General features: G+C 71.4%; 19 protein-coding genes. 9 read left to right on the forward strand and 10 right to left on the reverse strand.

Annotation, left to right across the window (positions count from 1 at the left end; genetic code table 11):
* The first annotated feature begins 119 nt into the window (after positions 1–119).
* Positions 120–1,022 carry a type I pantothenate kinase gene (gene coaA / locus ACIBG7_RS04500; protein ID WP_357918343.1) on the forward strand — a complete coding sequence of 301 codons (903 nt, stop codon included), beginning with the start codon at positions 120–122 and terminating at the stop codon, positions 1,020–1,022.
* Here coaA and ACIBG7_RS04505 read toward each other — a convergent pair.
* Positions 994–1,131: a hypothetical protein gene (locus tag ACIBG7_RS04505; RefSeq protein WP_357915875.1), complete on the reverse strand. Its 138-nt coding sequence runs from the start codon at positions 1,129–1,131 to the stop codon at positions 994–996. The two genes, coaA and ACIBG7_RS04505, sit on opposite strands and share 29 nt — an antisense overlap.
* Positions 1,132–1,204: 73 nt before the next feature.
* Between ACIBG7_RS04505 and ACIBG7_RS04510 the strand changes: the two genes are divergently transcribed.
* From ACIBG7_RS04510 to ACIBG7_RS04530, 5 genes are read left to right on the forward strand one after another with little or no spacing between them, the layout of a single operon-like run.
* On the forward strand, positions 1,205–2,140 hold the full coding sequence (locus tag ACIBG7_RS04510) for a DUF389 domain-containing protein (RefSeq protein ID WP_357918341.1): 936 nt from the start codon (positions 1,205–1,207) through the stop codon (positions 2,138–2,140).
* Positions 2,141–2,180: 40 nt separating this feature from the next.
* The gene (locus ACIBG7_RS04515; RefSeq protein WP_357915872.1) at positions 2,181–3,089 is read left to right on the forward strand and encodes an ABC transporter ATP-binding protein; all 909 of its coding nucleotides are present in this window, start codon (positions 2,181–2,183) and stop codon (positions 3,087–3,089) included.
* Positions 3,082–3,945, forward strand: coding sequence for an ABC transporter permease (locus ACIBG7_RS04520; protein ID WP_397335163.1), 864 nt, complete (start codon positions 3,082–3,084; stop codon positions 3,943–3,945). The genes ACIBG7_RS04515 and ACIBG7_RS04520 overlap by 8 nt, the downstream gene beginning before the upstream one ends.
* On the forward strand, positions 3,942–4,859 hold the full coding sequence (locus ACIBG7_RS04525; protein WP_357915866.1) for an ABC transporter ATP-binding protein: 918 nt from the start codon (positions 3,942–3,944) through the stop codon (positions 4,857–4,859). Before ACIBG7_RS04520 ends, ACIBG7_RS04525 begins: the two co-directional genes overlap by 4 nt.
* Positions 4,856–5,575, forward strand: coding sequence for an ABC transporter permease subunit (locus ACIBG7_RS04530; RefSeq protein WP_357915863.1), 720 nt, complete (start codon positions 4,856–4,858; stop codon positions 5,573–5,575). The genes ACIBG7_RS04525 and ACIBG7_RS04530 overlap by 4 nt, the downstream gene beginning before the upstream one ends.
* On the opposite strand, the gene ACIBG7_RS04535 is transcribed toward ACIBG7_RS04530, so the two are convergent.
* The 6 genes from ACIBG7_RS04535 to rplM form a co-directional block, all read right to left on the reverse strand.
* The gene (locus ACIBG7_RS04535; protein WP_397335342.1) at positions 5,559–7,007 is read right to left on the reverse strand and encodes a class I adenylate-forming enzyme family protein; all 1,449 of its coding nucleotides are present in this window, start codon (positions 7,005–7,007) and stop codon (positions 5,559–5,561) included. The two genes, ACIBG7_RS04530 and ACIBG7_RS04535, sit on opposite strands and share 17 nt — an antisense overlap.
* Before the next feature lie 2 nt (positions 7,008–7,009).
* Positions 7,010–8,089, reverse strand: coding sequence for a hypothetical protein (locus tag ACIBG7_RS04540; protein WP_397335164.1), 1,080 nt, complete (start codon positions 8,087–8,089; stop codon positions 7,010–7,012).
* Positions 8,086–9,180, reverse strand: coding sequence for a hypothetical protein (locus tag ACIBG7_RS04545; protein ID WP_397335165.1), 1,095 nt, complete (start codon positions 9,178–9,180; stop codon positions 8,086–8,088). The genes ACIBG7_RS04540 and ACIBG7_RS04545 overlap by 4 nt, the downstream gene beginning before the upstream one ends.
* Before the next feature lie 147 nt (positions 9,181–9,327).
* Positions 9,328–10,728 carry a phosphoglucosamine mutase gene (glmM, locus tag ACIBG7_RS04550; protein WP_357915854.1) on the reverse strand — a complete coding sequence of 467 codons (1,401 nt, stop codon included), beginning with the start codon at positions 10,726–10,728 and terminating at the stop codon, positions 9,328–9,330.
* A 1-nt stretch (position 10,729) separates the two neighbouring features.
* A complete protein-coding gene (gene rpsI, locus ACIBG7_RS04555; RefSeq protein ID WP_357915851.1) occupies positions 10,730–11,254 on the reverse strand; it encodes a 30S ribosomal protein S9 in 525 nt (174 codons plus the stop codon).
* Between the two features lie 19 nt (positions 11,255–11,273).
* On the reverse strand, positions 11,274–11,717 hold the full coding sequence (gene rplM, locus ACIBG7_RS04560; RefSeq protein WP_357915848.1) for a 50S ribosomal protein L13: 444 nt from the start codon (positions 11,715–11,717) through the stop codon (positions 11,274–11,276).
* Positions 11,718–12,210: 493 nt separating this feature from the next.
* Here rplM and ACIBG7_RS04565 point away from each other — a divergent pair, with 493 nt between their 5' ends.
* From ACIBG7_RS04565 to ACIBG7_RS04575, 3 genes are all read left to right on the forward strand, one after another.
* Entirely contained in the window at positions 12,211–12,972 is a 762-nt protein-coding gene (locus tag ACIBG7_RS04565; RefSeq protein ID WP_357915845.1) for a CAP domain-containing protein, read from the forward strand.
* Positions 12,973–13,264: 292 nt separating this feature from the next.
* A complete protein-coding gene (locus ACIBG7_RS04570; protein ID WP_397335166.1) occupies positions 13,265–14,080 on the forward strand; it encodes a hypothetical protein in 816 nt (271 codons plus the stop codon).
* A 1,297-nt stretch (positions 14,081–15,377) separates the two neighbouring features.
* Positions 15,378–17,873, forward strand: a complete 2,496-nt coding sequence (locus tag ACIBG7_RS04575; RefSeq protein WP_397335167.1) for a hypothetical protein — start codon at positions 15,378–15,380, stop codon at positions 17,871–17,873.
* A gap of 38 nt (positions 17,874–17,911) precedes the next feature.
* On the opposite strand, the gene truA is transcribed toward ACIBG7_RS04575, so the two are convergent.
* The 3 genes from truA to ACIBG7_RS04590 all read right to left on the reverse strand — a co-directional run bounded on the left by truA (position 17,912) and on the right by ACIBG7_RS04590 (position 20,511).
* Positions 17,912–18,766, reverse strand: a complete 855-nt coding sequence (truA, locus tag ACIBG7_RS04580; protein WP_357915836.1) for a tRNA pseudouridine(38-40) synthase TruA — start codon at positions 18,764–18,766, stop codon at positions 17,912–17,914.
* Between the two features lie 78 nt (positions 18,767–18,844).
* Positions 18,845–19,408: a 50S ribosomal protein L17 gene (rplQ, locus tag ACIBG7_RS04585; RefSeq protein WP_397335168.1), complete on the reverse strand. Its 564-nt coding sequence runs from the start codon at positions 19,406–19,408 to the stop codon at positions 18,845–18,847.
* A gap of 86 nt (positions 19,409–19,494) precedes the next feature.
* On the reverse strand, positions 19,495–20,511 hold the full coding sequence (locus tag ACIBG7_RS04590; protein WP_357915830.1) for a DNA-directed RNA polymerase subunit alpha: 1,017 nt from the start codon (positions 20,509–20,511) through the stop codon (positions 19,495–19,497).
* Between the last annotated feature and the right edge of the window lie 13 nt (positions 20,512–20,524).

Below are 20,524 nucleotides of genomic sequence, written 5' to 3' on the forward strand. Positions count from 1 at the left end.
GGGCTGTTCACCGAACGTTAATCCGCCCCCTACAGATCGCCATATGTCGTAATTCGCCAAACCTGGCTGCGGGCGCACTCCGGCACCGTGGTTAGGCTTCCGGGGTGAACAACGGCTACGTGGACCTGAGCAGGGAGCAGTGGAGCGAACTCCGCAAGAACACGCCCTTGACTCTCACCGCTGACGAGCTGGAGGCGCTGCGCGGCCTCGACGACCCCATCGACCTCGCCGAGGTCACCGACATCTACCTCCCCCTCACCCGGCTGCTCAACCTGCACTTCACCGGCTCCCGGCAGCGGGCCAGCACGCTCAACGCCTTCCTCGGCGAACCGGAGCGGCGCGTGCCGTACATCCTGGGGGTGGCCGGCAGCGTGGCGGTGGGCAAGTCGACCACCGCGCGACTGCTGCACACGCTGCTGGCGCGCTGGCCGGAGCACCCGCAGGTGGCGCTGCTGACCACCGACAACTTCCTCTACCCCAACGCCGTGCTCGAAGAGCGCGGCATCATGCACCGCAAGGGCTTCCCGGAGAGCTACGACCGGCGCGCGCTGGTGCGGTTCGTGGCCGAGGTGAAGTCGGGCGCGGCCGAGGTGCGCGCGCCCGTCTACAGCCACCTGGAGTACGACATCGTCCCCGGCGAGCAGCAGGTGGTGAAGAACCCGGACATCCTCATCGTCGAGGGGCTCAACGTCCTGCAGCCCGCGCCGCCCACCTCGCTGGCGGTCTGCGACTACTTCGACTACTCGATCTACGTCGACGCCAAGGTCGAGCACATCCGCGACTGGTACGTCGACCGCTTCCACAAGCTGCGGCGCACCGCCTTCGAGGACCCCAAGTCCTACTTCCGCTTCATCGCCGACCTGTCGCACGAGGAGGCGACCGAGTTCGCCAGGAACGTCTGGCGCGACATCAACGAGCGCAACCTCGTGGAGAACATCGCCCCGACCCGCGCCCGGGCCCAGCTCGTGCTGCGCAAGGGCGCCGACCACTCGATCAGGCGGGTACGGCTTCGCCGTACCTGAACCCGGTCTCCGCGAAGACGTAGGCGGCGAAGCGCCCCAGGCACTCGCGGTCGTCTATGTCGGCGAACCAGCACGGCTCGCCCTCGGCGTGGCAACGGTGCTTCGTCATGCCCGGCAGCCTCGCCGAGGGCCGTCAACGTTCCCTCAACGAGCGATGGACGAGAATGGTCGCCGTGTTGCACATGAGACTGGTCAGCCCGGCCGACCGCACGGCCGAGGTGCTGGCGGCGCTGGACGAGTGCACGGGCGTCACGAACGTCGCGGTGCTGCCCGGCGTCGCCGTCCGGCCGGCGGGCGACCTGGTCTTCTGCGACCTCGCCCGCGAGTCGGCCAACATCGTGATCGGCCGGCTGAAGTGGCTGGAGGAGTGCGGCTCGATCGCCATCGAGCAGGTGGACCTGTCGCTGTCGCGGGTGGCGGAGAAGGCCGAGGAGGAGGCGCCGGGCGACGGGGACGACACCGTCATCTGGGCCGATCTCGCCCAGCGGGTGCACGCCGACTCCAGGATCACCTGGGCCTACCTGGTCTTCTTCGCCATCGCCACCCAGCTCGCGGCGATCGGCGTGCTGCTCAACTCGCCGATCCTGATCGTCGGCGCGATGGTGCTCGGCCCGGAGTTCGGCGCGGTCGCGGCGGTCTGCTTCGGCCTGCTGCGCGGCAGGGTCCGGCTGATCGCCGAATCGGTGCGCACGCTGGTCGTGGGCTTCTCGCTGAGCATCGCGGTCACCTTCGCCTGCGCCTTCGTCTCCAAGCTGCTCGGCTGGGTGGACCGGCACATGCTGGAGATCAACAACGAGGTCCGCTTCATCGTGCTGCCGGACAAGTTCTCCTTCATCGTCGCGCTGCTGGCGGGCACGGCCGGGGTGCTCTCGATCACCGCGGGCAAGTCGTCGGCGCTGGTCGGCGTCTTCATCTCGGTCACCACCATCCCGGCGGCCGGCTACGCCGCGGTGGCGCTGGCGCTCGGCGAGTGGGGCGCGGTGGGCGGCGCGGCGGCCCAGCTCGCGGTCAACATCGCGGGAATGATCATCGCGGGGGTGGTCACTCTCCTCCTCCAGCGGACCTTCTGGCCCCAGGTGGGTCAAACCGCAGGACGAGCTCGGAAATCCTCCGTGTGAACGAGGCTCTGCCACCGGTCCGGGGGATAGTGTCCGGATCATGCACATCCTCGCGACCGAGGGGCTGACCAAGAGCTTTCCCGGGGTCACCGCGCTCGACCGGCTGACGGTGAGCGCCGGCCCCGGCGTCACCGGCCTGGTGGGCGCGAACGGTGCGGGCAAGTCGACGCTGATCAAGATGCTGCTCGGCCTGCTCCCGCCCACCGCCGGCACCGCCCAGGTGCTCGACCTCGACGTGGCCACCCGCGGCGCCGACATCCGGCGCCTGGTCGGGTACATGCCCGAGCACGACTGCCTCCCGCCCGACGTCTCCGCCACCGAGCTGGTCATCCACTTCGCCCAGATGTCCGGGCTGCCCCGGGCCGCCGCCCGGGAGCGGGCGGCCGACACCCTGCGGCACGTGGGCCTCTACGAGGAGCGCTATCGCCCGATCGGCGGCTACTCCACCGGCATGAAGCAACGCGTCAAGCTGGCGCAGGCGCTCGTGCAGGACCCGCGGCTGGTCTTCCTCGACGAGCCCACCAACGGCCTCGACCCGCAGGGCCGCGACGACATGCTCGCGCTGATCCGCCGGATCGGCACCGAGTTCGGGATCAGCGTGGTGGTCACCTCGCACCTGCTCGGCGAGCTCGAACGCATCTGCGACCACGTCATCGTCATCGACGCCGGGCGGCTGCTGCGCTCCAGCGCGATCACCGACTTCACCCAGGCCACGCAGGTCCTCACCGTCGAGGTCGACGAGGGCACCGAGGCGCTGGCCGCCCGGCTGGCCGAGGCGGGCGAGCACGTCACGCCGCAGGGCCGGGTGCTGCTGGTGCGGGTGCGCGGCCCGCAGACCTACGACACGATCCGCGACGCCGCCGCCGACCTGGAGCTCTGCCTGATCCGGCTGGAGCAGGGCCGGCACCGCATCGAGGACGTCTTCAGGGAGGAGGTGGCCGGTGTCTGAGTCCGCGGGCGTCATCCACGACATCGGATACCGCCACTACGACGGGCCGCGGCTGGGTTCCGGCTACGCGACCCGGGCCTTGTTCGCCTACAGCCTGCGCGGGATCTTCGGCCTGGGCCGGCCGGCGCGCAGCAAGGTCATCCCGATCTTCCTCGCGCTGGTGATGCTGCTCCCGGCCGTGGTCTCCATCGCCATCCTCGCGATGGTCAAGCAACGCACGATGGAGTACACCCAGCTCGCGGTCTTCATGCAGCCGGTGCTGGCGATCTTCCTGGCCTCGCAGTCGCCCACGGTGGTCGCGCCCGACCTGCGCTACAAGGTGCTGCCGCTCTACCTGTCGCGCCCGGTCACCGTGGTGCAGTACGTGGTGGCGAAGCTGGCGGCCATGACGCTGGCGCTCTTCCTGCTGATCGGCGTGCCGCTGACGCTGATGTACGTGGGAGAGCTGCTGGTGGACCTGCAGGGGCCGCCGGAGACGATGCAGTACGTCGCGGCCATGGTCAGCGGCCTGCTGCTGAGCGTGCTGCTGGCCGCGCTGGGGCTGCTGCTGGCCTCGCTCACCCCGCGCCGGGGGCTCGGCGTGGCCTCGGTCATCGCGGTCTACCTGCTCACCTCGGCGGTCGCGGTCGCGCTCTACGGCGCCTTCGAGTCGCTCGGCCGGATGACCGCCGCCTCCTGGGCGGTGCTGGTCAACCCGGTCAGCCTGGTGGACGCGGTGCGGGTGTGGCTGTTCGGCGGCGGCACGGCCGGCATGACCTATCCCGACGGCCCCGGGCCGGCGCTGATCGCGCTCGCGCTGATCGTGGTGCTGGTCGGCGGGCTCGCCCTGCGCTACCGGAAGGCGGCCGCCCGATGAAGCTGGAGCTCGCCCAGGTCTCGCGCTGGTACGGCAACGTGGTGGCGGTCAACGACGTCACCATGACCATCGGGCCGGGTGTCACCGGCCTGCTGGGCCCCAACGGCGCGGGGAAGTCCACGCTGCTGCACATGATGGCCGGCTTCCTGGCGCCGTCGAACGGATCGGTGACCCTGGACGGCGCGAAGATCTGGAAGAACCACCAGATCTACCGCAGCATCGGGCTGGTCCCCGAGCGCGAGGGCGTCTACGGCTTCCTGACCGGCTGGCAGTTCGTGCTGTCCGCCGCCCGGCTGCACGGCCTGTCCGACCCGGCGGGCGCCGCCCAGAAGGCGCTGGCCACGGTGGACATGGAAGCCGCCAAGGACCGCCGCGTCGAGACCTACTCCAAGGGCATGAAGCAGCGCGTCAAGGTCGCCGCCGCGCTGGTGCACGACCCGCAGGTGCTCCTGCTGGACGAGCCGTTCAACGGCATGGACCCGCGCCAGCGCATGCACCTGATGGACCTGATCCGGCAGATGGGCGCGGCCGGCAAGACCATCCTGTTCAGCTCGCACATCCTCGAAGAGGTCGAGCGCGTCGCGCAGCACATCGAGGTGCTGGTCGCCGGGCGCAACGCCGCCTCGGGCGACTTCCGCGAGATCCGCCGGCTGATGACCGACCGGCCGCACCTGTTCCGGATCCGCTCCAGCGACGACCGCAAGCTCGCCGCCGCGCTCATCGTGGACAGCAGCGCCGGGGGCGTCACCCTCGGCCCCGACGGCCTGGAGGTCCAGGCGGCCGAGTTCCGCCGCTTCACCTGGCTGCTGCCGCGCGTCGCCCGCGCCAACGGCATCCACCTGCACCAGGTCTCGCCGGCCGACGAGGACCTGGAGAGCGTCTTCGCCTACCTGATCACCCGGAGCTCCCGATGATGAACACCGTGGTCGCAGGGATCACCTACCGGGCCATCCTCGGCCGGCGGCGGCTCATCCTGCTCATCCTGCTCCCGGTCGCCCTGCTCGGCCTGGCCGTCCTGCTGCGCGTGCTCGGCAGCGACGATCAGCGCACGGCCGTCCTGCTCATGCGGACCTTCGCCATCGGCACCCTGCTGCCGCTGCTGGGCCTGATCGCGGGCACCGGCGTGATCGCCCCCGAGATCGACGACGGCACCATCATCCACCTGCTGTCCAAGCCGATCGCGCGGCCGGTGATCACGCAGACCAAGTTCGTGGTCGCCGCCTCGCTGCTCGCCCTGTTCGCGGCGCTGCCCACCTACCTGGCGGCCTGGATCCTGGTCGGGAACGAGGACGACATCGCCGTCGGCTTCGCGGCCGGCGCGCTGGTCGCCGGGATCGCCTACGCCGCGGTGTTCCTGTTCCTCGGCGTCGTCACCCGGCACTCGGTGGCGATCGGCGTGCTCTACGCGCTGCTGTGGGAGGGCGTGGTGGGCAACTTCCTGCCCGGCGCGCGCACCTTCTCCATCCAGCAGTGGGCGCAGACCATCGCCGACCAGATCTCCGCCTCGCCGTTCCTGAAGGCCGACGTCAGTCTGGGCTTCGCCGTGCCGGCGCTGCTCGTCGTCATCGTCGGCGCGGTCGTCTGGGCCGGCCAGCGGCTGCGGTCCTTCTCCCTCACCGGGGACGAGTGAGCTGATCCCGCAGGGCCGGCCGGTCGAGCTTGTGCGAGCGGCCGGCTCGCGGGAAGTCGGGAAAGACCTGGATCCGGTCGGGCAGGGCGCCCGCGTCCATCACCTCGGGCAACCGGCGCCGGACCGCCTGCTCCTGGAAGCCGTCGCCGGGCACCAGCGCCAGCACGACCTCCTCGTCGCCGGTCGCGGGATCGGGCAGCCCGATCAGCGCCGCCTCCCGCACCCCGGGCAGCGCGGCGATCGACGGCTCGTAGAGGCTCGGGTAGATGTTGAAGCCCTCGCGCAGCAACATGTCCTTCTTGCGGCCGAGCAGCACCAGCCGCCCTTGCTCGTCCAGGCGCGCCAGGTCACCGGTCGGCACCTCGGTCACCGGTGGCTCGCCCAGGTAGCCGCGGGCGACGTGCGGGCCGCTGACCACGAGCTCCCGATCGGCCGTGAAGCGCACACCCACCCCCGGCAGCGGCTCGCCCAGCAGGTCGCCGCCGGAGTAGGCCAGCTTCTCCTCCGCACCGGCCAGCGCGATCGGCAGGGCCTCGGTCATCGCGTAGACGCTGTGGACCTCGCCGGTGCAGATCTCCAGGCACCTGCGCAGTACGGCAGGCGGCGCGGGCGCCGAGCCGAGCAGCAGGTGCCGGACCGTGCCGGGCAGCTCGGTGAGCCGGGCCGCCTCGACCGGCACCTGGTACAGGTGCGTGACGCCCCGGCCGTCGAGGGAGCCGGGCATCGACCAGGTCGCCCCGCCGATCAGCGCGGGCAGGCCCAGCATCAGCCCGTCGGTGTGCACGACGTCGCCGGGGCCGAGCGGGAAGCGGTCCATGAAGATCTGGAGCCCGGCGGCCAGCGAGCGCCGGGTGTGCACGACCGCTCTCGGGTGGGCGGTGGTGCCGGAGGTGAAGATGACCGCCGCCGGCGCGTCCAGGTCGGCTTCGCCGAGCGCGGCGTCGAAGGGGGCGTCGAGACCATGCAGCCGGACCGCCCCCGAGGGCACGCCGGGCAGCCATCGTCCGGTGTACGCATGCCGTACCGCGGCCTGGGACAGGGCGGGCAGCAGCACGCCGCGGCGGCGGACCAGCGCGCGGCCGGCGGCGGTCGCGGTGATCGCGTAGAGGAACGACTCGGCGACCACCCAGCCCGGCCGGGCCAGCCGCAGCCGGGCCTCCAGCACGCCCGGCGCCAGGCCCGGGTCGGCGAAGACCAGCGTGCCGCCCGCCGCGACCGCGCCCAGCGCGACCGCGATGGCGTCGGGCGAGGGCTGCACCGCGTACAGCACGCTCTGGCCGGGCTCGAAGCCCGCGCCCGCCAGCCGGTCGCGGATGCGCAGCACGCGCTCGCGCAACGCGCCGAAGCTCAGCTCGCGGCCCCGCGGGTCGATGATCGCCGTCGCCCGCGGCGTGCGGGCGCACGAGGCCAGCACCTCGGCGACCAGATCCATGCTCACAGTCCCTTCTCGCGCATCATCGGCACCGCCACCCGGCGAAGCACCTGCTCCAGCACCACCCACGCCACCCGCCGCCGCCACGGCAGGTGGTCGAGACCCACCGCGCGGTACTCGATGCACGGCTCGGCGCCGCGCAACCGCTTGAACTCCCCCGCGCCCGCGCTGTCGTTCACCTGCCAGCCGTGCTCCACGGCGATCTGGTAGAGCAGCGCGCTGAGCATCCGGTAGAGCCCGAGCTCGCGCGGGAGCGCGGTGTCGTAGCCGAAGATCGGCGTGGTGATCACCCCGTCGCGCTCGTAGTAGCCGAGCACCGCGTCCAGCCGCCCGTCCTTCGCCAGGCCGCGCAGCGTGAAGGGCAGCTCGCCGACGAAGCGCTCGGTGAACTGCGGGTTGTTGCGGGAGTACTTGTCCAGGTAGAGCAGGTTGTAGAGCTCGACCACCCGTTTGGGGTCGTCCGGCTCGATTACCTCGTAGCCGTGCCGCTCGATCAGCCGCAGGTCGTACCGCCACCGCTTGCGCGAGCGGCCGGCCTTGCGGCCCGGGTCGATCAGGTAGACCTGCCGGCCCGGCACGTGCAGCAGGCCGCCCTCGGCGAACGGCTCGTTGACCGACGGGAAGACGATCGCGTGACTTGGGAAACGCTCGCGGAGGAACGCGGCGACCGCGGCGATCTGTCCGGGTTCGAGAGCCGGGTAGAGGTTGGTGGACAGCAGCCAGTTGTTCACCGTCACCACCCGGTCGAGCCGCGAGAACCGGGCCAGCAGTCCGAGCGCGTCCAGCGCCACGCCGAGCACCGCCCGGGTGGCACGGCTGTCGAGGAGGTAGAGCTCCTCCTTCGCATACGTCACATAGTGCGTGTACGGCGAGCAGACCCAGGCGTTGCCGCGCTCGTCGTCGTTGACGGTGATCGGCAGGACGGTGCGCCCGTCGACGATGAGCACGGCCACCTCCGTCCACACGTTGTGGACGAACGCCTCGACCGGCCCGGCGAGCAGCGGTTCGAGGTAGGCGCGGGCGAAGGCGCCGTCCGGCGTGTCCGGCCAGGGCACGTCCCGGGTGTGCAGCTCGACCCTCACCGGCCGTCCCACTCGATGTCGTAGGTCGAGCACTCGATCATCGACCGCCGGGTCCACAGCGAGCGCAGCCAGGTGTGCCAGAGCACGTCGAGCTGCGACCGGAACGGGCCTCGGTCGCCGGGGACGGCGATCACGTCCGCCGACTCGCGCAGCACGCGCCACCAGCGGGCCAGGCCGTGTTGCCCGAGCCCGAAACCGAGCATGGCCAACCCCAGCATCGCCCGCCGTTCCGGGTCGGGGCGCAGCGGCTGGCCGGGCAGGACGCCGGTGGCGCAGCCGTACAGCACCTCGGCCAGTTCCGGGCCGAACAGGTGGATGCCGCTGGTCGCGCGCGGATTGCACTCCAGCGGGAGGCCGTCGATGAAGTCGAACGCGATCTGCCCCGTGAAGCCCGACTTTTCCAGAAATTTCGTGACCCACTGCTCGATGGGGTGATCGTCGATCGGCGCGAAGTTCACGCACGCCCCCGAGGCGGTGAACTCCACCTCGTAGGCGGCGTGCGCCACCAGCCTGCCCGCCGCGGCCACCGAATACGTGCAGACCTGCCGCCCGGTCAGCAACTCCTGAGCCACCCACGCCTCGTCCGGCGCCGGCTCCTCCGCCGTGACCACCCGGACCTTCGTCGCGAACCGCGAGAAGACCGGCTTCACCACGTACGGCAGGCGCAACCCGGCCCCCCGCACCGTCCGCGGCACCGGCAACCCGAACGCCTCGGCCTGCCGGACGAACTCCCACTTGCTGTGCAGCCCGCGCAGCCGCTCGAGCGGCTCGGCCAGCACCCGGCAGTGCGGCTCCAGCACGTCCAGCCCGCGCGCGACCCAGAAGATCTCCTCGCAGGTCGGCACCAGCAGATCCACCGCCTCCCGCTTGGCGATCCCCGCCAGCGCCTCGGCGAACGCCACCGGCGCCCGGTTCGGCGGAGGCACCCGGAACGTCGCCGCCACCGCCTTCGACCGGCGGCACAGATCCGCCGGCGCGCTCTCGGCGACCAGCACCCGCGAACCGCACGCGGCGAACTTCCGCGCCAGATCGAGCGCCACCGGCGCCCGGCCCCCGGTGATCAGCACCGTGGTGCCCCGCAGCCGACTCATGCCGCCCACCCTAGATCCACCGGCTTGTCGCCCGCTTGCACGCGAAAGGGGTACGGCAGCCTGCCGTACCCACGCGAAAGGGGTACGGCGAGCTTGCCGTACCCCTTTGCGAAAAACCCGGTCAACCGCGAGCCGGAGCCCGGCCGGTCAGACGCAGGCCACGCGGACCACGTCGGCGAGCCGCTCGGCGACCTTGGTCGCCTGCTCCTCCGACGCCGCCTCGACCATGACCCTGATCATCGGCTCGGTGCCGCTCGGCCGGAGCAGCACGCGGCCACTCTCGCCCAGCTCGTCCTCAGCCTCCGACACCGCCCGCGCCAGCTCGGCCACCCCCGCCTTGCCCCGGTCGACGTCCCTGACGTTGATCAGGACCTGCGGCAGCAACGTCATCACCGACGCCAGCTCGGCCAGCGACTTGCCCGACCGCGCCACCACCGAAGCCAGGTGCAGCGAGGTGAGCAGGCCGTCACCGGTGGTCGCGTGGTCGAGCATGATCACATGCCCCGACTGCTCACCACCGAGGTTGAAGCCGTCGGCCTTCATCCGCTCCAGCACGTACCGGTCGCCCACCGCGGTCTCGACCACGGTGATCCCGGCCTCGCGCATGGCCAGCTTGAAGCCCAGGTTGGACATGACCGTCGCGACCACGGTGTCCCTGGCCAGCTCGCCCCGCGAATGCAGGTCGAGCGCCAGGATCGCCATGATCTGGTCGCCGTCGACCACCTGCCCGTCGTGCGTGACGGCCAGGCAGCGGTCGGCGTCGCCGTCGTAGGCCAGGCCCAGATCGGCGCCGCGCGACACCACGACCTGCTGGAGCTTGTCCAGGTGGGTCGAGCCGACACCGGAGTTGATGTTGAGCCCGTCCGGACGCGCGCCGATCGCCTCGACGGTCGCCCCGGCACGCACCAGGGCCTCCGGCGCGACCATGTGGGCGGCGCCGTGCGCGCAGTCCACCACGACCTTGAGACCTTCGAGGCTGCCCTCGATGGTCGCCAGGACGTGCGAGATGTAGCGGTCGGCCTCGCCGTACGCCTCCCGGACGCGACCGACCTGGGAACCCACCGGGCGCTCCCAGGGCTCGCGCAGGCGGGCCTCGATCTCGTCCTCGACCGAGTCGGAGAGCTTGAGCCCCCCGCGGGCGAGGAACTTGATGCCGTTGTCAGGGGCGGGATTGTGCGAGGCGGAGAGCATGACGCCGAGGTCGGCGCCGAGCGCTCCGGTCAGGTACGCCACCGCGGGCGTGGGCAACACACCCAGGCGGAGCACATCCACCCCGGACGACGCGAGGCCGGCGACCACCGCGGCCTCCAGGAATTCTCCTGAAGCCCGGGGGTCCCGGCCTACGACCGCGACAGGCCTCTTCAGGCCCGTCGCGGTGGCTGCGCCTGCATGCCGACGGCGTGCGGGCGAGTCGGCACCGAGGTCCACCCCGATGCCGATCTCGCCGAGAACGTGAGCGGCCGCCACGGACAGGTCCATGGCGAGCTCCGCCGTGAGGTCGCGACCCGCGACCCCACGGACGCCGTCGGTGCCGAAGAGGCGCCCCAATTTAGCGCTTGCTGTACTGCGGAGCCTTACGGGCCTTCTTGAGGCCGTACTTCTTCCGCTCCGTGGCGCGGGCGTCACGGGTGAGGAAGCCGGCCTTCTTCAGCGGCGGGCGGTTGTTCTCGACGTCGAGGATCGCCAGCGCGCGGGACAGGCCCATGCGGAGCGCACCGGCCTGGCCGGTCACGCCGCCACCGTCGATGCGGGCGATGACGTCGAACGCACCCTCGGCGCCGAGCACCACGAAGGGCTCGTTGACGATCTGCTGGTGCACCTTGTTCGGGAAGTACACGTCAAGCGAACGACCGTTGATCGTCCACTTGCCGGTGCCCGGAACGATGCGCACGCGGGCGATGGCCTCCTTGCGGCGGCCGGTGCCGTACGAGTTGCCGGTCGTCACCGGGCGACGCACGGGGGCGTCGGCCAGCGCACTGGACTCGGTGGTGTACTCGGACGGGAACTCCTCGCCGGAGAAGTCCTCCACTTCGGCGGCCTCGACGGCCGTCTCGATACCGGTGGTCTCAGCCACGGTTATTCCTCAAATCCTTCTACTGGGCGATCTGGGTGATCTCGAACGGCACGGGCTTCTGGGCCTGGTGCGGGTGCTCGGACCCGGCGTAGACCTTCAGCTTCTTGGCCATCTGGCGACCGAGGGAGTTCTTGGGCAGCATGCCCTTGACGGCCTTCTCGACCGCCTTGTCGGGGCGCTTGGCCATGAGCTCGCCATAGGTCACCGAGCGCAGACCGCCCGGGTAGCCGGAGTGACGGTAGGCCTTCTTCTGCTCGAGCTTGTTGCCGCTCAGCGCGATCTTGTCCGCGTTGATGATAATGACGAAGTCACCGGTGTCAACGTGCGGGGCGAAGATCGGCTTGTGCTTGCCGCGGAGCAGGGCCGCGACATGGCTGGCCAGCCGGCCGAGGATGACGTCGGTCGCGTCGATGACGAACCACTGACGTTCGACGTCGGCGGGCTTAGTTGAGTACGTGCGCACGGTCGTAAGCCTTATCTTGCTTGCGTCTACGGCGCTGTCGGGAACTGACAGCTTGAGTTCGGTCGGTGCGGGCGCACGACAGCCCGGACCTTCCGTCTCCCTGAGAGAATGATGGGAGATGACGCCGGACGCGCCGCGCATCGGTCACGCGGGACCTATGCACACAACGTCAGCCAGGTTACCTCCGCAGTTGACCCAGGTCAAAACGAACCGACGAAACCCCGCGAAGGACGGACCGGAACCGGCGACGCCCGCCACCCGGATCCCCTCCCGGCCGCCCCTCTCGACCGCCACCCGACCGTCCCCTCGACCGCCCCCGGCCGCCCCGTTGGCCGCCTCCCGGCCGCCCTCTCACCGCCCTCGGCCGCCCCCCTTGGCCGCCTCCTGCGGGGCGGCCGGGCGAGGGGTGTCGCAGCCCGACAGAACGGTTCGATTTCGGTTCCCTGCAATCCCTTCTTTCCCACCCTCCCCCTTCCCTATCGTTGACTGCGGTATGTGGCAGCCTCCTCACACCCGGCTGACCAGGACGCGCGCCAGGCGCCGAAGCTTCCTGGGCCCGTTGCTCTGCCTGCTGACGGTCCTGTTCGTCGGCGTGCTGATCGGCCGGCTCACCACCCGGGCCGGCGAGGACGCCCCGCAGATCTACCTCAACAACACCGCCCCGCCCGCCGCCGCCGGCAAGGCCACCACCTCCCCGAGCCCCCGCCCGCCCGCCCAGGCGGTCGAGAAGATCGCCCGGGAACAGCCCCTCGGCACCGCCTCCGCCGCCGCGCGCCCCACCTCCCCGGTCCCCACCCAGGACCCCAACCAGTTCCCCGGCGCCTACGAGACCGACCACCCCGCCGGCATGTACGGCGCCGCCGACCTGGAACTGTCAGCGCCCTTGGCCGCCCAGGTCGTGAGGCTCACCAACAACGCCCGCGAGCGCCGCGGCTGCGCGCCCCTGCGCATCGACCGCCGCCTCACCCGCTCCGCCCAGGAGCACTCCCTGGAGATGGGCCGTTCCGGGCAGTTCTCGCACGCCTCCCCCGACGGCACCTCCCCCTGGGACCGCATGGGCCGCGCCGGCTACGACGCCGGCGCCGCCGAGAACATCGGCCAGGGCTACACCAGCGCCGAGGAGGCCATGCGCGGCTGGATGGCCAGCGCCGACCACCGCAAGCACATCCTCAACTGCGAGATCGCCGCCATCGGCGTCGGCGTCGCCTTAGGCGCCGGCGGCCCCTGGTGGACCCAGGACTTCGGCTACAAGTAACCCCAGCCCCTCCGGCTTCTCTCCGGCCGGGCGAGCCGGGAGGTTCCGACCCCTCCGATCGGGCCCCGCAGATCCCCCTGACCTTCCGACCGCCCCTTCCGACCACCTCTTCCGGCCCCCGCAGGACCTCCGTCCCCGCCAGGGGCCCCGAAGATCCCCGCCCTTCAGCCCACGAGGGAAGCCTGCCGACCCCCCGACCGGCTAATCTCTCCGCATGGGTTTTCCCAAGAAACGTGAATCCAGCTCAGAGCCGGGACAGCCACAGCCGCAGCAGCCGCACCCCATGCAGCCGATGCACCCGATGCAGCCGACGCAGCCACAGTCCCCGCCGCAGGAAGGGCAGCAGCAGAAGCAGTCCCAGCGGCAGATGTGGAGCCCCTACGACGAGGGCCCCCGCACCCGTGGTCCGTTCTGGTTCATCATCGGCGGCGTAGGCGTCCTGGGCCTGCTCGCCACCGTGCTGGTCATCATGTTCAACGCCGACGCCCCCACCCCGGCCGCTTCGGAAACCCGCCCCAGCTCCGCCCCGCTGCCGACCGCTCCCGGCGGCACCTTCGCCTTCGCCGAGGCCCGTGAGACCGACCCCAAGGCGCTCACCGTCAAGGAGCTCTTCCCGGCCAAGAAGATCACCCACGAGGGCCGCACCTACTCCATGACCACCTCGCGCAAGGACACCAAGTGCGCCGAGGCCGTCGAGGGCAAGAAGCTGGAGAAGGCCCTCAAGTCCGGCAAGTGCAACATGATCATCCGGGCCAGCTTCCGTGACGCCAAGGGCAAGGTCATCGGCACCGTCGGCGTGGCCAACCTGCTCAACACCAAGGCCTCCGAGAAGGTCGTCGCCGCCACCAGCGGCAAGGGCGCGCGCGAGGACTACATCAAGCCGCTGCCCGGCAAGGACGAGGTCACCAAGTTCCTCGGCTCCGGCGAGGCCGGTGCCAAGGTCTGGGTCCACGGCCACTACGCCGTGCTCGTCTGGTTCCAGTTCAAGGACGGCAGCAAGCCGGACAAGAAGGGCACCGCCCAGCTCTTCCAGGCGGCCACCGACATCACCAACGCCACCGTTTTCAAGGCGATGCAGTCCCGTTCGCTCACCGGCTACCCCGGCTGACCCGCCCACTTACCCCGGCCGACCCGACCACTTTTTCCCCAGAAACCGGCATGAACGGGACGACTGATTCCACCGGGAACAGTCATACCGGCATGACGATCTTCTGACTCTCGCTAGGCTCCCGTTTATGCGTGGCCAGGAATCTGGGTCTGAGCACGAGCGTGACGTGACCGACGGCTCGGCCGCACCGGCGACGCCACCGCCGAGCTTCGGCCAACTCCCGCCCCGGTCCGAGCCGTCTCCCGGCTTCTCCACCCCCGGGACCGACCCCCCACCCCCCTTCCCCGTCACCGACCCCCCACCAAGCTCCCCCACCTCAGGCGAAGAGCCCTTTCCGGCCTCGCTCCACGGGGGAGCCGAGCCCGGTCACGGGCTCTCTGGCACTGGGGCAGAGCCCAGTCACGGGCTCCCCGGCGCTGGGGCAGAGCCCGATCACGGGTTCCCCGGCGCAGGGCCGGAGCCGTCCTCCGGCTACTCGGCCGCCGAGCCCACCCCAGGTTTTTCTGGAACGAGCGCAGAGCCCGGCTACCCGCCTGCAGAGCCGCCCGCCGCGTTCGCCGCGCCCGGAGGTGAGCCCGCCTGGGCTCCCCCGTTCGGCGCGGCAGACCAGCGCCCGCCGATCCCCATCTACCAGGGCCCGCCCCCGGGCCTCCCCCAGCCGGACGACGTCCTGTCCGACCACCCCCCGGTCACCGACGCCCACCCCGGCAGCCCAGTCATGCCCGACCACGGCTTCCGGCCGCCAGTCCACCCACCCGACCACGGCTTCCCTCGTGCGGGCCAAGGCTTCCCCCCCGCCGACCAGCAGCCCCCGTTCCCCGGCCACCCCGGCCCCGGACAGCAGCAGGCGTACGGCGAGCCGATCAACGGCCAGGGCTACCCACCCGTGTCGGAGCCGGTCCTTCCCCCACGCGACTTCCCCGTCCCACCAGGCGGCGACTTCCCGGCACCCCCGGCCGCAGGCGCCCCCCACCCAGAGGCCGGCTACCCACCGCCGCCCTCCACGGACGGCTTCCCGCCGCCACCCCCTGGCCCCGACTTCCCGGTCCCGCCCCCTGCGGCTGCCTGGGGCACGCCACCCGCCGGGGACGGCTTCCCACCACCTCCCGGTGAGGGTTTCCCACCCCCATCTGGGAGCGGCTTCCCGCCCCCTCCGCGTGAGGGGTTCCCGCCGGCCACAGGCGAAGGCTTCTCATCCCCGTCCGGGGACGAGTTCCCACCCCCTGTCGCCGGATACTCCCCGCCACCCCCAGGAGCGGAGCACCCCGCCCCTCCGGGGGCAGGCGACTTCGGCGCGGTGCCCCACTGGCCGGCCGGTCCCCGTCCCTTCCCGCCGCCCCCGCAAGGCGCGCGCCCGCTGCACGACTTCAGGCCACCCGCCGACCCGCAGCCACTGAACGACTTCGCTCAGCCGACCGGCCCCAACGCCGCGCACGACTTCACGCCGCCGGTGGACCCGCGCCCGTTGAGCGACTTCCGGCCGCCGGTCGGGCACGGCGGCGACCTCCTGGACGAGCCGCCGTCCGGACAGGACGAGGCGGTCTCCCCGGAGGAGACCCGCAACTTCCGTCCGGACATGCTGGCCGCCCTGGCCAACCAGTCCTCCGCCCCGTCCTCACCGGACCGGCGGGACTTCCAGTCGGAGCCGGGTGGCGACGACATGGGTGGCGACCCGGAGGCCGCGTACGAGACGCGGGACCTCAGGGGCCGACCGCCGGTCCCCCAGGACGACGGCAACTGGCCGGCGCACCACGGTGGCCCGTCCACACCCCACGGCGACCCGACCGCACCCCCCTCCAGCGATGACCAGCCTGGCCATCGCCCCGAGGGCGACCGGTCCTTCCGCCATGGCGGCGACCAGCCCGTGCACCACGCCGGCGGCGAGCAAGCCGCCCACGGCCCCGAGGACGAGCAGTCCTCGCGGCACCCCGACCCCGGGCAGCCCACCCACTCCGGGGCCGAGCAGACCGCTCACCATCCCGTGAGTGAGTGGGCCGACCACGGCCCAGGCGACACCCTCGAAGCTCACGAGACCCGCGACCTCCGTCCCCAGTTCCCCGCCCACAACCCCGCCTTCGGGGAACCCCAGGGCGAGGGCGAGGCGCCGGCCTACCCATGGGAGGTCGCCGGGGCCGACGCGCCGCCGTACGACTGGTTCGCCGACCCGGTGGACGCACAGGCCGGCTGGCAGCCCCCGACCGGCTTCACCGCCGCGGCGGCAGGACTGCGGGTGTGGCCGGCACCGGTGTCGGACAGTCCGGCCATGCCACCCTGGCCGGCGGCGACCGGTGAGCCGGTGACGGAGGCGGCCCGCGCGGCCAGCACCGAGCACGCGGGCGGTAACGAGGGCTTCCAAGAGCACCCGTCCGACCCCACCGGATCCGCCGACGCGACCAGGCCGGCCGACCCCACCAGCACCGGCGACTCCGCCTGGACCACCGACCCCACCGGATCCGCCGAATCCACCTGGTCCGCCCCCCACGCGGACGAGTTGGATCCGAACGTCACCCAGCCGGGGCGCCTCGCCCTGCCCCCGGCCAACCCCAGCCACGAGGACGGCGAGCAGTCGCCCACCGGCCGCTGGGCGGACCACGGCGCAGCAGAGTCGGCCGCTGAGGCGGTCGAGGGGGCCAGCGTTGGCGACGAGGTCGCTCGCGGCGTGGGCCTGACGCCCGGAGGCGGCGGCTCCCTTGGCGGAGACGCCGCACGCCCAGGCGAGGACGACCACGAAGACGGGGACGGTGACCCCCACCCCCGAGGAGAGGGTGACGCCGAAGCCGACGCGGCCGCCCACCGGGAAGAGAATGCCGCCAAGGCCCAGGACCCGTCCGTAACCGCCCAGGTGGTACGGCCGGCTGAGCCGAGTGACGTGCCGGTGTGGCCCCCGCTGCAACCGCCCCCTGCCGAGGAGCCGCAGCGGCTGCCCGATCTCCCGTTCAGTTCCGACGTGTGGGGGCCGAAGCAGGACAACGTCTCCACGCCACCCCACGGCTTCCCCCCACCGGAGCCCCCGACCGAGCAGGGGTTCGCCACGCCGCAGTGGGCGCCCCCACCGCCCACACCGCCGGGCAAGACGAAGCGGTTGCTGTTCGCCGGGCTCGGGGTGCTGATCGTGGTGGGCGTGGCAACGGGCGGGTTCTTCGTGTACCGCTCGATGAACACCCCGAACGAGGCCTCCGGCGCGGTCGTCGCCCAGCCGACCCCGACGCTGGCCGTCTCGTCCACCCCGACGCCGTCCGCCGCGTCAGAGCCGGAGGGCACGACGGTCCTCAACTCCGAGGACACCGACCCCCGCGCGATGGCCCTGAGCGAGGCCTTCCCGGCCAAGAAGATCAAGGTCGGCAAGACGGTCTACACCCGGGTGAAGACCGAGCTGTCCCAGGACTGCTCGAAGGCGGCCTCCGGCCCGTTCGCCGACGCGTTGCGCGACCAGCAGTGCACCCGCGTGTTGCGCGCGACGTACGTGGACGCGAAACGGCGGTACGCGGTCACGACCGGCCTCGCCGTACTCCCGACCAAGGACGCCGCGCTCCAGGCCGACCAGGCCAAGGATCTGGGCCGCAACCTGTGGTTCCGGGCACTGCCCGGCCCGTCGGGGTCGGGGGGCGAGCGCGTGCACATCGCGGGCGGGTACGCGGCGGGCATGGTGTGGGGTCGCTACATCGTGTTCAGCTACGCCACCTACGCCGACGGGCACACGCCGAAGCCGGAGGAGAAGGGCCTGAGCACGGTGAGCGGCGCCTTCCGCGACCACACCGCGCTGGTCCTGGAGCGCCGCGTCACCGGCTCCTAGAAGTCACTCGGCTCCTAGAAGGCGGAAACGCGGGGAAGCTAGAGCGTGCGCACCCGGCGGGTCATCGCGGCCCGCCGGGCGAGCTCCTCGTCCGGCGGGTAGGCCACGTGCTCCAGGCACAGCCCGTGTGCGGGCGCGACATGCACCCCCGAGTCCCGTACGGCACGCGTGAGCACCTCGCCGGGCCAGTCCACCGGCATCCGCCCCTCGCCCACCGCCAGCAGCGACCCGACGAGCGCCCGCACCATCGAGTGGCAGAACGCGTCCGCCACCACGGTCGCCACGAGCACGCCGTCCTCGCCCCGCACCCAGTCGAGCCGCTGCAGCTCCCGGATGGTCGTGGCGCCCTCCCGCCGCTTGCAGAAGGCGGCGAAGTCGTGCTCCCCCAGCAACCGCTCCGCGGCGGCGTTGAGCCGCCCGACGTCGAGCGGCCGCGTGTACCAGAGCACCTCACGCCGCCGCAGCGGGTCCACCCCGCCGGGCGCGTCGCAAACCCGGTAGGCGTACCGCCGCGACATCGCCGAGAACCGGGCGTCAAAGCCCTCAGGAGCCACGCTGACCGAGTAAACCCGTACATCCGGGTCAAGGACCCCACCCAGCCGCCGGACGAGCGCAGCGAGCCGCTCATCGATGCCGGGCGGGAAGCTCGCCGCCCGGTTGCCCACCACGGCCTCCAGCGCCTCGACCTCCACGTCGACGTGCGCCACCTGCCCCCGCGCGTGTACCCCCGCGTCAGTACGGCCGGCCACGGTCAGGTCGACGCCGTCGCCGAGCCGCAGGATGCGCCCTAGCCCTTCCTCCAGCACCCCCTGCACGGTGCGCCGGCCGGGCTGCCGGGCCCAGCCGGAGAAGTCGGTGCCGTCGTAGGCCAGATCGAGGCGGAGCCGTACCACGTGATTCCTCTCAAGAGCGAACAAAAGCCCGGCACCCCACGAAGGGGGCACCGGGCCAGTGTCACCGAGCCTGACGGATCAGGCCTGGTCCTTCTTGTCCTCAGCCTTGTCCTCAGCGGACTCCTCGGCCGAAGCCGGAGCCGACTCCTCGGCCGAAGCCGAAGCGGTGTCCTCAGCCTTGGCCTCCTCGGCCGCGGGGGCCTCGGTGGTCTCCTCGGTCTCGGTCTCGGCGGCGGACGGAGCCGCGGCAGCCGGAGCGGCCTTGGAAACGCGAACCGGGTTGAGCGCCTCACTCACGAGCTCGATGACCGCCATCGGGGCGTTGTCGCCCTTACGCGGACCGATCTTCGTGATGCGGGTGTAGCCACCGGGACGCTCCGCCATCTGCTCGGCGATCGCGGTGAAGAGGTGGTGGACGACGCCCTTGTCCTTGACCACGGTCAGCACCTGGCGACGGTTGTGCATGTCGCCCTTGCGGGCCTTGGTGATCAGCTTCTCGGCCAGCGGGCGAAGGCGCTTGGCCTTGGCCTCGGTGGTGCGGATCTTCCCGTGCTTGAAGAGCTCGGTGGCGAGGTTCGCCAGGATGAGCCGCTCGTGCGCCGGGCTGCCGCCGAGACGAGCACCCTTGGTGGGCCTGGGCATTTCGTTCTCCTTGAGAGTGAACCCGCCTGAGCCGTTTTAGGTACTCAGGTCGGGCTGGGAGCTCCGGACGGAGCTCCCATTGGTGATCAGTACTGCTCCGTCTCCACGTAAGCGGAGTCGTCGTCGTCGTAGCCGCCGCCGGCCACCGCGCTCGGGTCGAACCCGGGCGGGGAGTCCTTGAGGGCCAGAGTCATCTCGTGCAGCTTCTGCTTGACCTCTTCGATGGACTTCGCACCGAAGTTGCGGATGTCCAGCAGGTCCTGCTCGCTGCGGGCGACGAGCTCACCCACGGTGTGGATGCCCTCGCGCTTGAGGCAGTTGTAGGAACGAACCGTGAGGTTCAGCTCCTCGATCGGCAGCGCCAGGTCGGCGGCCAGGGCCGCGTCCGTCGGCGACGGGCCGATGTCGATGCCCTCGGCCTCGACGTTCAGCTCGCGGGCGAGACCGAACAGCTCGACGAGGGTCTTACCGGCGGAGGCCACCGCGTCGCGGGGCTTCATGGCCGGCTTGGTCTCGACGTCCAGGATGAGGCGGTCGAAGTCGGTGCGCTGCTCGACTCGGGTGGCCTCGACCTTGTAGGTGACCTTGAGCACCGGGGAGTAGATCGAGTCGATCGGGATGCGGCCGATCTCCTGGCCGGGCTGCTTGTTCTGGGCGGCGGAGACGTAGCCGCGACCGCGCTCGACGGTCAGCTCCATCTCCAGCTTCGCCTTGCCGTTCAGCGTGGCGATCTTGAGGTCGGGGTTGTGCACCTCGACACCGGCCGGAGGCGCGATGTCGGCGGCGGTGACCTCGCCCGGGCCCTGCTTGCGCAGGTACATCACGACCGGCTCGTCGTGCTCGGAGGAGACGACCAGTTCCTTCAGGTTGAGGATGATGTCGGTGACATCTTCCTTGACGCCCGGAACGGTCGAGAACTCGTGCAGCACGCCCTCGATGCGGATGGAGGTCACGGCCGCGCCCGGAATGGACGACAGCAGCGTGCGCCGCAGCGAGTTGCCGATGGTGTAGCCGAAGCCCGGCTCCAGCGGCTCGATCACGAACCGGGAGCGGAACTCGTCGATCGACTCCTCGAGAAGAGTCGGGCGCTGAGCGATCAGCATGGTTGGGTTCTCC

Source organism: Nonomuraea sp. NPDC050328, assembly GCF_044459405.1.
Taxonomy (GTDB): Bacteria; Actinomycetota; Actinomycetes; order Streptosporangiales; family Streptosporangiaceae; genus Nonomuraea.